This window comes from Castellaniella sp., assembly GCF_041675725.1.
In the GTDB taxonomy this organism is placed as follows: domain Bacteria; phylum Pseudomonadota; class Gammaproteobacteria; order Burkholderiales; family Burkholderiaceae_B; genus Castellaniella.
In genome coordinates, this window is the sequence record NZ_JBAYTI010000068.1 from 1 (window position 1) to 13,090 (window position 13,090).

Here is a 13,090-nt window from a genome sequence, read left to right on the forward strand (position 1 = left end):
CCGCTTGGCGATGTCTTCGGCGCCGATCCCGCTGCGGTCTTTGATGGGCCGGATGTCGAGAATGCATTCGTGGGCCACGCGGCCATTGGGCCCGGCATAGAGCAGCGGATAATGCGGCGCAAGGCGCGTAGCCAGATAATTGGCATTGAGTATGGCCACCTGCGTGGCCTGCCGCAGGCCAGACGCCCCCATCATCAGGATGTACATCAGGGAGATGGGCAAAATGCTGGCGGAACCAAAAGGCGCCGCGGAGACCGGCCCGCTCTGGCCTGCCGGCAGCCGGCCGTCTTCACCCACGACCCCGGGCAAGTAAGGCGCCAGGTGCGCCCGTACGGCCACGGGCCCCACCCCCGGCCCACCGCCCCCGTGCGGAATGCAGAACGTCTTGTGCAAATTGAGATGCGAGACGTCCGAGCCAAAATGCCCTGGGCGGGCCACGCCCACCATGGCGTTCATGTTGGCGCCATCCAGGTAGACCTGGCCGCCGGCCTCATGCACCCGCGCACAGATCTCGGTGACGGTGGTCTCGAACACCCCATGCGTGGAGGGGTGTGTGATCATCAGCGCCGCCAGCCGGTCACCCACCTGTTCGATGCGGGCGCGCAGATCAGCCATGTCGATGTTGCCCTGGGCGTCCGAAGCCACGACCACCACCTCCATGCCGGCGAGGTGGGCTGAAGCCGGATTGGTGCCGTGCGCGGACGCCGGAATCAGGCACACGTTGCGCTGATGCTGGCCCTGGGCCTGATGATACCCGCGGATGGCCAGCAAACCCGCATATTCACCCTGAGCCCCGGAATTGGGCTGCAGGCTGATGCGGTCATAGCCCGTGATTTCACACAAGGCATCCGACAGGCGCTGGATGAGCGCCTGGTACCCCTGGGCCTGCCCTGCCGGCGCAAAAGGATGCATGTCGCCGAATTCGGGCCAGGTGATGGGAATCATCTCGGCCGTGGCGTTGAGCTTCATGGTGCAGGATCCCAAAGGGATCATGGTGCGATCCAACGCCAGGTCCTTGTCGGACAGCTGGCGCAGATAGCGCAGCATGTCGGTTTCCGACTGCACGCGCGAGAACGCAGGATGCGCCAATATCGGCCCCGTTCGGCGCAGCGCCAGCGGCACCCCATCGGCCTGCGTGTCGAAATCCAGGCGAATGCGGGCCTGGCCCGTTCCTGCCGCAAAGACGCCGACAAGCGCCTCGAGGTCTTCTGGCTGTACGGTTTCATCCAGCGACAGGGCCACGCAGGCCTCGCTGACCCGGCGCAGGTTGATCCCGGCCTCTATCGCGGCATCCAGGACTGCCTGGGTGGACCCGCCCGTACGCACGCACAGCGTGTCGAAGTGGCTGTCGTTGCATACGTCAAGCGCCATGGCACGCAGGGCGTTGGCCAGGCGCGCCGTATGGCCGGCCACCCGCTGTGCGATGCGTGCAATGCCCTGCGGCCCATGCCAGACGGCATACATGGCGGCCATCACGGCCAGCAGCACCTGGGCCGTGCAAATATTCGAGGTGGCTTTTTCCCGGCGGATATGCTGCTCGCGCGTTTGCAATGCCAACCGCAAGGCCGGTTCGCCACGGGCATCTTGCGAGACCCCGACCAAGCGCCCCGGCAGATTGCGTTTCCAGGCATCCTTGCAGGCCATGAAGCCGGCATGGGGCCCGCCATAACCCATGGGCACCCCAAACCGTTGGGCCGAGCCGACCGCGATGTCGGCCCCCCATTCGCCGGGCGGACTGAGCAGGGCCAGGGCCAGCAGATCGGTTGCCACCGCCACGATGGCGCCGGCCTCGTGGGCCTGCTGCGCCAGCGCCCGGTAATCGGCCACCCCCCCCAGGCTATGGGGGTATTGCAGCAACACCCCGAAGCACTCGGGCAAGCCGAGCGCTTCATCACCGACGTCCAGCACGATGCCCAGCCCCGCCGCCCGGGTGCGCATGACTTCGATCGTCTGGGGGTGTACGTGCTGCGAGACGAAAAACACCTCGGACTTGGCGCGCGACACGCGCCGGGCCAGCGTCATGGCCTCGGCGGCCGCCGTGCCTTCGTCCAGCAGCGAGGCATTGGCGATGTCCAGGCCCGTGAGATCGCACACCATGGTCTGGAACACCAGCAAGGCCTCGAGGCGGCCCTGCGAGATCTCGGGCTGATAGGGCGTATAGGCGGTATACCAGGCCGGGTTTTCCAGAATGTTGCGCAAGATCACATGAGGCACGTGGGTGCCGTAATAGCCTTGGCCGATGTAGCTGCGCAGCACCTGGTTGCGGCGGGCCATGCCTCGGATCTGCGCCAGGGCGGCGACCTCGGACATGGGCTCGGGCAGGTTCAGGTAGGGCGGCTCGGACAGGATGTTGCCAGGCGCCACCTCGTGGACCAGGGCGTCGAGGCTATCGACCCCGATGGCGGCCAGCATGGCGCGCTGATCGTCTTGGGACGGCCCGATGTGTCGGGCAATGAATTCGGACTGCGTGGCGGCATCGCGCTGCATGGAAAATCTCCGCGTCGGATCGATCAGGACTGGGCTTCGTAGCCGGCGGCATCGAGCAGGCCGTCGACGGCCGCCGGGTCATCGGGCTTGATGCGAAAGATCCACTGATCCCAGGCCGCGCCGTTGATGAGCGCGGGGTCATCGGACAACGCCTCGTTGAAGGCCAGGATTTCGCCGGCCACCGGCGCGTAGATGTCGGAGGCCGCCTTGACGGATTCGACGACGGCCGCCGTATCCCCGGCAGCCACGTGCGCACCGACCGTGACTTCGCCGACGAACACCAGGTCGCCAAGCTGGTCTTGCGCATCATCGGTGATGCCGACCAGGAAAGAATCGCCGTCGGCCTTGACCCACTCGTGAGAGGCCGTGTATTTGCGGTCGTTGGGAATGGACATGATGGTACCCCGTCAGGATGTTCAGAGAAAGGAAAAAAGCGTCAGACCAGGGCCTTGCCCTGGCGCACGAAAGGCGGCTGCACGATTTCGGCGGCCACCCATTTGTTGCGGATTTCGACCTCGACGGACTCGCCGGGCTGGCTACCGGCCGGCACGCGCGCCAGGCCGATCGAAAACCCCAGTGTGGGCGCCATGCTGCCACTGGTGACGGCGCCCTCGCCCCGGGCCGTACGCACCTTCATGTGAGCGCGCATGACCCCGCGCTCGAGCAGCTTGAGGGCGACCAGTTCACGGGTACGGTCTGCCTGCTCGAGGGCCGTACGGCCGATGAACTGCCTTGCGGGATCCTTGAAGGACACCGTCCAGCCCAGGCCGGACTCAAGCGGATGAACGGATTCGTCCATGTCCTGGCCGTACAGGTTGAGCCCCGCCTCGAGGCGCAATGTATCGCGGGCACCCAGACCGCATGCTTGCACCCCCGCGGCGGCCAGATCGGCCCAGAGGGCTGCCGCCTGACCGGCGGGCAGCACGATTTCGAAGCCATCTTCGCCCGTGTAGCCCGTACGGGCCACCAGAGTGTCCTCGGCGACCTGGCTGCCCCAGAACGGCTTGAGCAGCTCGGTGCCTGCCTGCCACGCGGGCCGCACCGCCCATACCAGCGCACGGGCCTCGGGCCCCTGGACCGCCAGCATGGCCAGATCGCGACGCGGCGTGACGACCACCCCGAACGGGGCCGCCTGCTCGCGCATCCAGGCCAGATCCTTGTCGGCCGTGCCCGCATTGACCACGGCCCGCCAGAGATCGGACCGGAAAAAATAGACGATCAAGTCGTCGATCACCCCGCCGTCCGGGCGCAGCATGCACGAATACAGGGCGCGCCCCGGCTGGCCTGCGATGCGGCCGACGTCGTTGGCCAGCACGTGCAGAAGAAAGTCGGGCGCCCGTACGCCGGCGATATCGACATTGAGCATGTGCGAGACGTCGAACATCCCCGCCTTGCGGCGAACGGCGTGGTGTTCTTCGAGCTGCGAACCGTAGGCCAGCGGCATGCTCCAGCCACCGAAATCGACCATGCGGGCGCCCAGCGCGACATGCGTATCGTACAGGGGGGTCTTGAGAAGAGAATCTGACATGAAAGGCTCCGGAAATCAGGGGGCACGAATGCCGGCAACGCCCTTCTGTCCTTTTGCCTGAGAGTTGCCCCACACGGGGGGTGCCCCTTCGGCGCCTGCACCGGCTGGCCGGGCAAGTCTCTCCAGAATGCTGCGATGCGACGGGCATCATGCGAATGGTACGGTTGCCTGAGCGATTTCGGGCGAATTGCGCCTTCGGCGGCCATACGGCCTGCGTATGGCACTCTCCCACCCGCATCGGGTGACAGCAAGGGCAAAGCATACCCCGAATCAGACCGCGGTAGCAATCGGCCGACGCGTGCTGCAGCGCAAATCAACCGTCAGATCAGGCCGCGCGCGCGCCAATCGTTTCGTGTGGCCTGATCGACCCCCAGGCTGGCCAGGATCTCGTCGGTATGCTGCCCCAAAGCGGGCGCTGCCGCGCGAATGCGGCCTGGCGTGGCGGACAGTTTGGGCACGATGCCAGGCACCTGGCAGGGCGAGCCATCCGGCAGCGGCTGGTCGAGGATCATCCCGCGCGCGTGGTAGTGCGGATCGGTGGCGATGTCGGCGATGTCGTAGATACGCCCGGCCGGCACCCGGGCGCCGTTCAGTGCCTCGAGGGCCTCGTCCTGGGTGCGGGCCGCCGCCCAGGCCCCGATGGCGGCATCGATTTCATCGACCCGGGCGACCCGGCCCGTATTGTGCGCCAGGTCTGGCGCGTCGCCCAGGTCCGGGCGCCCGATCAGCGCCATCAGGCGCCTGAAGATGCTGTCGCCGTTGCCCGCAACCAGCACATAGCCGTCCTGGCAGGCGTACGCGTTGCTGGGGGCGATCCCGGGCAGACTGCTGCCGGCGGGCTGGCGCACCTCGCCGAACACCGCATATTCGGGCAACAGGCTTTCCATCATGTTGAACACGGATTCATACAGGGCGACATCGACCATCTGCCCCACGCCCTGCTGCGCGCGGACCCGCAGCGCCAGCAGTACGCCGATCACACCGTGCAGGGCGGACAGGGAATCCCCGATGGAGACCCCGACCCGCACCGGCGGGCGCCCCGGCTCGCCGCTGAGATGGCGCAGCCCGCCCATCGCTTCGGCGACGACGCCAAAGCCCGGCCGGTCGCGATACGGCCCCGTCTGCCCGTAGCCCGAGACCCGCAGCATGATCAAGCGCGGGTAGAGGGCGTGCAGATCTTCCCAGCCCAGCCCCCACGCCTCGAGCGTGCCGGGCTTGAAATTCTCGACCACCACGTCGCATTCGCCCGCCAACCGCCGCACCAGCGCCTGGATCTCGGGTTCACGCAAATCCAGCGAAAGCGACTTTTTGTTGCGCGACTGCACCTGCCACCAGACCGAGGTCCCCTGGTGCAACAAGCGCCAGTTGCGCAGCGGATCCCCCTGGCCCGGCGGTTCGACCTTGAGGATCTCGGCCCCGAATTCGCCCAGCATCTTGGTGGCGAACGGACCGGCGATCAACTGCCCCAGTTCGAGCACGCGCACGCCCGCCAACGGCAGGGCGCCACCGCCTGCGGCGCGCGAAGCGCGATCGGCGGAAAGCGGGTGCGTAGGCGTCATCGGCACGAATCGGCCTCAGGACGTTTCTGGCGGGCCGGCAATCACCGACTCGCGGATGCAATCCACATAGTAGGCCCGCCGACCTGTTTCATCAGCCTCATGGCCCAGGCCGTGGACATCGGTTTCAAACCCCGGGAACTGCCGATTGAACTCTTGTGTGAAGATCAGATAGTTGACAATGTCCGCATTGAAGCGCTCGCCCGGGATGAGCAAGGGGATGCCCGGCGGATACGGGGTGAGCAACACGCCGGTGACCCGGCCCTCGAGATCCTTGACCGGCACCCGCTCGACCTCGCGATGCGCCATGTGGGCGTAGGCATCGGCCGGGCGCATGGCCGGCACCATGTCGCTCAAGTAGACCCGTGTGGTGAGGCGGGCGAAGTCGTACTGGCGATAGGCCGCGTGAATCTGCTGGCAGAGGTCGCGCAGGCCCATGCGGTCGTAGCGCTTGTATTGGCGGGCGAACTCGGGGAGCACCCGCCACAGGGGCTGGTTGCGGTCGTAGTCGTCCTTGAACTGCTGCAGCGCCGTGAGCAAAGTGTTCCAGCGCCCCTTCGTGATGCCGATGGTAAAAAGGATGAAAAACGAATACAAACCGGTCTTTTCGACCACGACGCCGTGCTCGGTGAGATAGCGCGACACCAATGCCGCCGGGATCCCCGATTCGGCGAACGTACCCGAGATGTCCAGGCCGGGGGTGACCACGGTGGCCTTGATCGGGTCGAGCATGTTGAAACCCTCGGCCAGGTCGCCAAAGCCGTGCCACTCGTCCCCCGAGTTGAGCAGCCAGTCTTCGCGATTGCCGATCCCTTCGGGCACCAGGCGATTGGGCCCCCAGACCTTGAACCACCAGTCGTTGCGCCCGTATTCGGATTCGACCTTGCGCATCGCGCGGCGAAAGTCCAGCGCCTCGCGAATGGATTCTTCGACCAGGGCGGTTCCCCCGGGCGGTTCCATCATCGCGGCGGCGACGTCACAGGACGCAATGATGGCGTACTGCGGCGAGGTCGACGTATGCATGAGGAACGCTTCGTTGAAGATGTTGCGATCCAGTTTGCGCGATTCGGAGTCTTGCACCACGATCTGCGAAGCCTGGGACAGGCCCGCCAGCAGCTTGTGGGTGGAATGCGTGGCGTAGATCATCGTATCCTGGCTGCGCGGGCGGTTGGGCCCGATCGCGTGCATGTCTTCGTAGAAGCTGTGGAATGCGGCATGCGGCAGCCAGGCTTCATCGAAATGCAGGGTGTCGATTTCGGAGCCCAGTTTTTCCTTGATCATTTCGACGTTGTAAATCACCCCGTCGTACGTACTCTGCGTGAGCGTGAGGATGCGCGGCCGCGGGTTGGCGGCTGCCCGGGCAAATGGGTTGGCGGCGATCTTGCGGCGGATGTTCTCGGGCTCGAACTCTTCGAGGGGAATCGGCCCGATGATGCCCAGGTGGTTGCGCGTGGGCCGCAGGAACACCGGGATGGCGCCTGTCATGGTGATGGCATGCAGGATGGATTTGTGGCAGTTGCGGTCGACCACCACCACGTCGCCCGCAGCGACATTGGCGTGCCAGACGATCTTGTTCGAGGTCGAGGTCCCGTTGGTCACGAAAAAACAGTGATCCGCATGGAAGATGCGCGCCGCATTGCGCTCGGACTCGGCCACTGGCCCGGTATGATCCAGCAGCTGGCCCAGCTCGTCGACCGCGTTGCAGACGTCGGCGCGCAGCATGTTTTCGCCAAAAAACTGGTGAAACATCTGGCCCACCGGGCTTTTCAGGAAGGCCACGCCGCCCGAATGCCCCGGGCAATGCCATGAATACGAGCCATCGGACGCGTACTTGAGCAATTCGCGAAAAAACGGCGGCGCCAGGCCTTCGAGATAGGCCCGGGCTTCGCGAATGATGTGGCGCGCCACGAATTCGGGCGTGTCCTCGAACATGTGGATGAAGCCGTGCAGCTCGCGCAGGATGTCGTTGGGGATATGCTGCGACGTGCGCGTTTCGCCGTACAGGTAGATGGGGATGTCTTCGTTGCGGAAGCGCAATTCGCCAATGAAGGTCCGGAGGTTCTTGATGGCGTTGGCCACGTCTTCGGGCGAGTCTTCGTCGAATTCTTCGTCGTCGATCGACAGAATGAAGGCGCTGGCGCGGCTTTGCTGCTGGGCAAACGAGCTGAGGTCGCCGTAGCTGGTGACCCCAAGCACCTCGACACCCTCGGCCTCGATGGCTTCGGCCAGCGCCCGGATGCCGAAACCCGACGTGTTTTCGGCGCGATAGTCTTCATCGATGATGACGATGGGAAAGCGAAATTTCATCATGTCAGGTACGCGGCAGGGTCACACCTTTCTGGCCCTGATACTTGCCCCCGCGATCGGCATACGAGACCTCGCAGACCTCGTCGCTTTCGAGGAACAACATCTGGGCGCAGCCCTCGCCCGCATAGATTTTGGCGGGCAGCGGGGTGGTATTGGAGAATTCGAGCGTCACGTGGCCTTCCCATTCGGGTTCCAGCGGCGTGACGTTGACGATGATGCCACAACGGGCATAGGTGCTCTTGCCCAGGCAGATGGTCAGGACACTGCGCGGGATGCGAAAATATTCGACCGTGCGCGCCAGGGCGAACGAGTTGGGCGGGATGATGCAGACATCCCCCTGGAAATCGACGAAGGAGCGCTCATCGAAGGCCTTGGGATCGACGATGCTCGAATTGATGTTGGTGAAAATCTTGAACTCGTTGGCACAACGGACGTCATAGCCATAGCTGCTGGTGCCATAGCTGACGATGCGGCGGCCGTCGATGCAGCGCACCTGGCCCGGCTCGAAAGGTTCTATCATGCCGGCCTGCGCGGCCTGCCGAATCCAGCGGTCATTCTTGATGCTCATGTCACCCTCGGTGAAACGCCCCATAGGCTGGGCGTAACCGTCTATTTTAGGCCAGGTCTAGTCGCGCGAAAACCAGGTGTAGACCAAAGCCAGGCCATTGACCGTGCCTACGGTCACCTCGGCCTGCAGGCCGCGCATCAGGCGATACCCCAGCCGGGCCACCGTTCCGGTGTCCGACAGCGCCTGCTCGAGGCTCAGCTTGACATCGCTGGCCACGTTCTTGCCCGCCAGCACGAATTGCTGCTCCAGCGCGCTTGCCCCCGCATCCAGGCCGCTGCTGACCACGGTTTGCGGGGGCAGCAAGCTGCCGGTACTGCCCAGCTGCCCGCGCTGCAAGCCCAGTTCGTCGAGACCGAAGCGCCGATAGAACGGCTCGCCGTCGGCCAGGAACGAACTGCCCACGGCCAGCAGCAGCGACATGTCGGCGCCGCCCGCCTCGTCCGGCCCGCGGCCCAGCAGCAGCCAGGACAGTTTTTCGGCCTCGCTCACGTCGGGATAGGACACCAGGTCGATCCGTGGCTGGCGGGCGGTGCCGATCACCCGCACCCCGGCCTGAACCATCTGATTGGTGCGCAGGGCCTCGATGTTCAGCACCGGGTTGGTGAGATCGCCCTGGAAGGTGATGATGCCGCGGCGCAACTGCAAGTGCTGCCCGTACGCGTCGATCGAGCCGCCGCGCGTGCGCAGCGCCCCCATTGCCGTGAGCTGGTCGTGATGCAGGCTCAGGTCCAGCTGGCCCACCAGGCCCGCGTTCACGCCATAGCCGGTAATGTAGAAGCGCGGCCCCAGGTCGACATGCAAGTCCGCCTCGATGTCCAGGGGGGGAGACGCCGGCGGTGGCGGCGAGGTTTCACCCGCCTTCAAGATCACGACGTCGCCGTCGAGCGACGGCACGTTGCTGAGCATGTCCAGATCGAACCACCCGGCATCCGCCGTCAGGGTGCCGCGCAGGATGACTTCGGGCAAATGGATCCGGATACCCAGCGAGCCGCTGATCATGGCATAGCGGTCGGACCGCTGCAGGATGGGATAGCGGTGGAAATCGATCTGCACCGTGCCGGCCTCGTCGGCCAGCTGCCACTGGCCACTGATCTTCAGGTCGCCATTTTGTGCGTCCGGCTCTTCGGCAATCCAGGTCGCGGTACGCCATTCTTTGGGCACGACCCTGCGCACCGCCGGAAAACGCAGCTGCTCCAGCACCACACGTTCCCCTTCGAAATGCCCCTGCAAGACGCCATCCAGCAGTCGTACGCCCTGATCCGGCAAGAGCACCCGCAGATCCTCCCCCCGAAACGGGCCGTCGAACACCCAACGTTCGTCGGGCAGGCTGCGCGCGCGCACGTCGGCATGGACCGTGCCGCCGACTTCCAGCGCGCCATCGAGCAGCAGGTTCACCCAGGCCAGGTCCTCGGAATCCGCCACCAAATGCAGCCTTTTCTCATCCCGCGGATCTATCGACAGGCCGCCCTGCGCGGAAGCATGCAGCGGCGTCTCGGCCTGCAGGCGCAGCCGGCCCATTTTTTCGGTGTCCACCCGCAGATCGGCCTGCACCTGGCTGAGCCCGGGCCGCACGACCCGCACGTCGACGTCCAGGCGGGTCTCTTGCAGGCCCAGGGCGACCGGCACGTCGCCCGGCACGACCAGGTCTCCGTCCAGCCGACGCAACTGTACGCTGCCCGACAGGGCCTGCTCGAAACCCAGATCCCAGGCCAGCGACAAATCGAGCCGACTGTCCCGGGCCAAGGCGGCGTCCACCGTTTGTACACCGCCCGCCCCCTCGCCCGGCGCTTTGGGTGCAAGCCATTCCTGTATCTGGCGAATGCGGGCCGGGGTCACCACCAGCGATGCCACGCGGCCCCGTGTGTGCCAGCCGTCCCCATGACCCGACGAGGCCTGATTGTGAATATCGATCAGCGACTCGTCATTCAGGAATACGCCGAGGCGGGCTTCGCCAACCTGCCAGGCGCCTTCGGCATCGACGGCCACCGAAAAGGCCCCCTGATTGCGCACGCTCAAGCCGGCGTGATCCGCCCGCAACTGCGTGAACGCCCCGCGCCAGCCCTCGGGCGTCCACTCGCCGTGCAGATCGGCCTGCACATGGGACGGGGCCTGGCCCGGGGTGGCGGGTTGCGCATCGTCGGGGTCATGGCTCGCCTGGACACGAACTTGATGCTGCGCCAGAGAGCCCCGGGTCTCAAGCGCCAGCCGCGCGCCGTCCTGCAGCCCGGGCCACAGGGCGGCCAGCCGGGGGAAATCGGCCAGCAGATCCACATCGAGCTGGTCGGCCGAGACGGTGCCGCGCAGCTGCAAACGATCCGGCCCGAGCGCCAGCTCGGCATCCAGCCCGGCCAATCGATACTGCGTCCAGTTTTCATCGCTCGGCGCCTGGCCGTCGTACAAGGCGGCACCGTGCCGGGCCAGGCGCTCCAGATTCAAATGCCCCTGCAGCGCCTGGCCGTTCCACTGGCTGCCCGAATCGAAACGGATCTGCACGCCCAGATCCTGTACGGCCTGTGCAGCCGTGAGCCCGACCCGAAGCCCGCCCTGCATGTCCAGGCGGCTGGCGCCCACCTCGCGAGGCAACCAGCGATTCAGCGGCAGGGCATACACCTGCCACTGCGCCCTGACCGTCTGCAGGCCGTCCGTGGCTGGCTCGGTGTGCAGGTTCAGATCCAGGCCGGCTTGCGCCGGCAAGCGCAGGCTGACCTGCGCCGTTTCCAGCGGGAAAGCCTGCTGCGGTCGGGCCGCAATTTCGGCATTCAGCTGCATGCCTTCGCCCACCGCATGCACCCGACCCTGCACCGCATCCAGGGACCCTTGCGCCTCCAGTTCGACCTGCCACTGGCAGGGGGCATCCTGCAGCGTCTCCGGTGTGCTGGGCAGCCAGTCGCGCAGGCACAAGGAAGCCGCTGCGGCCTCGCCCTCGCCCACGTCGGCCTGGCCCGGGGCCGGGGACGATTCGCGGGCGTCGAGCTGCAACTGAACGGAAAAAGGCCAGGGGGCGGCCAGCCGGGATGCTTTTGCCTGCCCGGATACGCTCAGCGACATGCCTTGATGGCTCAGCTCCAGGGTCTGCAGATCCATCTCTGCTGCCGGGCCCTCGAGCGAGAGCCGCGTATCGAGCGTGCGTAGATCCACCGGCCAGGCCACATCCGCCTCGATGAGCTGCAGCCTGCCCAGCGCGAGGCGATCGACCTGGATGGCCACGGGCAGTTCGGGGACGGCAAACGGCTCTTGCGCCTCATCGCCCTGGACGCCGTCATCCTCTTCGGGCGGCAAGCGCACCACGAGCGACTGCGCCGACAGGTCGCGTACGTGCAGGCGGCGTTGCAGCAGTTCGCGCCACGCCACCGCTAGATGCAGATCCCGGGCGGACAACGCGAGGTCGGGAAGCGTCAGGGACAGATCCCGAACCGAGACGCCACGCCAGATCGAACCCGTGATGCCCTCGGCCTCGCCATCGAGCAGCGCGACCGCCGTGTGCAGGGTCCAGCGCGTGCCCACGGTGGAGAACACGCTCCACCAGACAAAACCGGCCACGACGGCGACGGCCAGGACCATGGGTGGCAGCACCCACAGCGTGAGGCGGCGCAGCACACGCATCAAAAAGCGATCCCCATGGCAAACACCAGCCGCAGACGACGATCTTTCTGGGCCCAGGCCAGGGCGACATTGAACGGACCCGCCGGCGTATTGGCCACGGCCCCCGCGCCGTATCCCAGATGCCACTCGAATGCCCCGAATGACGCGGCGGCATCGCCGGCATCGACGAACACGTTGGCCCCCCACATATCCGTGAAATAGTGCGTGTATTCCGCGCCGAGCACACCCAGCACGGGCGCGCCCGCTGTCGCGTTTCCTTGGCTCACCCCGATGCTATCGTAGCGGTATCCGCGGATCGAGCGCGACCCCCCGGTGCGCCACAAGAAGCTCTGCGGCACGTTATCGTTGTGGCTCCAGACCTTGCCGACTTCGGCGCGCACGGTGAATACATCGCGGGCGCCCACCGTCCACCACTGCTGGGCCCGGATCCGGGCCCGATAGAACGGATCGCCGCCATCCAGGGTGGCGCCGGCGCCCAGGCCCAGCTCGATCAGATTGCCTTCGCGCGGATCGTACTTGGAATTCACATCGCGCCGCTGCCATTGCCAGGTCAGGGTGCCCGCCGATACCTCGTAGCGGTCCGAACCCGAGATGCGGTTCTTTTCGTGCAACAGCTGGCCGCCCCAGAGCACCTCGTATTCGACCCGGCTGCTGCCGGCCGCCTTGCGCAGCTGGCTGCGCTTCCAGCCCAGGCCCGTCAGGTGCGTTTCCACGCCCTCGATGTCGGAGTGGTCGTACAGCAGGCCCAGGCTGTCGCGCGCACCATCGTCGCCCGGGGGCAGATGCAGGTCGAAAAAAGCCTTCTGCCGGTCGGCATCCAACCCCGCGCCGGTTTCGATCCAGACGGGCCAGCCCCAGAGCACGTTCTGGTGATAGAGGGCTTCGGCACGCACGCCGTGATCGCTGTCCACCCCCAGGGATCCCTTGAACCAACGCGCAAGCCCTTCTGTGACCTGCACGCGCACCGGCAGGGTGACGGGCTCGTTGCCCTCGGGACGCGGCACATCCACCCGAAGCTGCAAACCGTTGCCGTTGTCCGGC

At 66.0% G+C, this 13,090-nt stretch carries 8 protein-coding genes and 2 riboswitches; all 8 genes read right to left on the minus strand.

Annotation, left to right across the window (positions count from 1 at the left end; translation table 11 throughout):
- The coding region (gene gcvP, locus WCZ84_RS11860) for an aminomethyl-transferring glycine dehydrogenase (RefSeq protein ID WP_372686489.1) at positions 1-2,487 on the minus strand (2,487 nt) is incomplete at its 3' end.
- A gap of 23 nt (positions 2,488-2,510) precedes the next feature.
- The gene (gene gcvH / locus WCZ84_RS11865) at positions 2,511-2,882 is read right to left on the minus strand and encodes a glycine cleavage system protein GcvH (protein WP_372686490.1); all 372 of its coding nucleotides are present in this window, start codon (positions 2,880-2,882) and stop codon (positions 2,511-2,513) included.
- A 41-nt stretch (positions 2,883-2,923) separates the two neighbouring features.
- Entirely contained in the window at positions 2,924-4,015 is a 1,092-nt protein-coding gene (gene gcvT / locus WCZ84_RS11870; RefSeq protein WP_372686491.1) for a glycine cleavage system aminomethyltransferase GcvT, read from the minus strand.
- Between the two features lie 35 nt (positions 4,016-4,050).
- A riboswitch (glycine riboswitch) is annotated at positions 4,051-4,151 on the minus strand.
- Between the two features lie 10 nt (positions 4,152-4,161).
- A riboswitch (glycine riboswitch) is annotated at positions 4,162-4,256 on the minus strand.
- Between the two features lie 79 nt (positions 4,257-4,335).
- Positions 4,336-5,580 carry a CaiB/BaiF CoA transferase family protein gene (locus tag WCZ84_RS11875; RefSeq protein ID WP_372686492.1) on the minus strand — a complete coding sequence of 415 codons (1,245 nt, stop codon included), beginning with the start codon at positions 5,578-5,580 and terminating at the stop codon, positions 4,336-4,338.
- Positions 5,581-5,589: 9 nt separating this feature from the next.
- Entirely contained in the window at positions 5,590-7,878 is a 2,289-nt protein-coding gene (locus tag WCZ84_RS11880; protein WP_372686496.1) for an Orn/Lys/Arg decarboxylase N-terminal domain-containing protein, read from the minus strand.
- 4 nt (positions 7,879-7,882) lie between these two features.
- Positions 7,883-8,446, minus strand: a complete 564-nt coding sequence (gene dcd / locus WCZ84_RS11885) for a dCTP deaminase (protein WP_372686493.1) — start codon at positions 8,444-8,446, stop codon at positions 7,883-7,885.
- Between the two features lie 57 nt (positions 8,447-8,503).
- On the minus strand, positions 8,504-12,049 hold the full coding sequence (locus WCZ84_RS11890; protein WP_372686494.1) for a translocation/assembly module TamB domain-containing protein: 3,546 nt from the start codon (positions 12,047-12,049) through the stop codon (positions 8,504-8,506).
- Positions 12,049-13,090 (minus strand): autotransporter assembly complex family protein (locus WCZ84_RS11895; protein ID WP_372686495.1); only part of this gene is annotated, 1,042 nt, incomplete at its 5' end. The genes WCZ84_RS11895 and WCZ84_RS11890, both read right to left, overlap by 1 nt.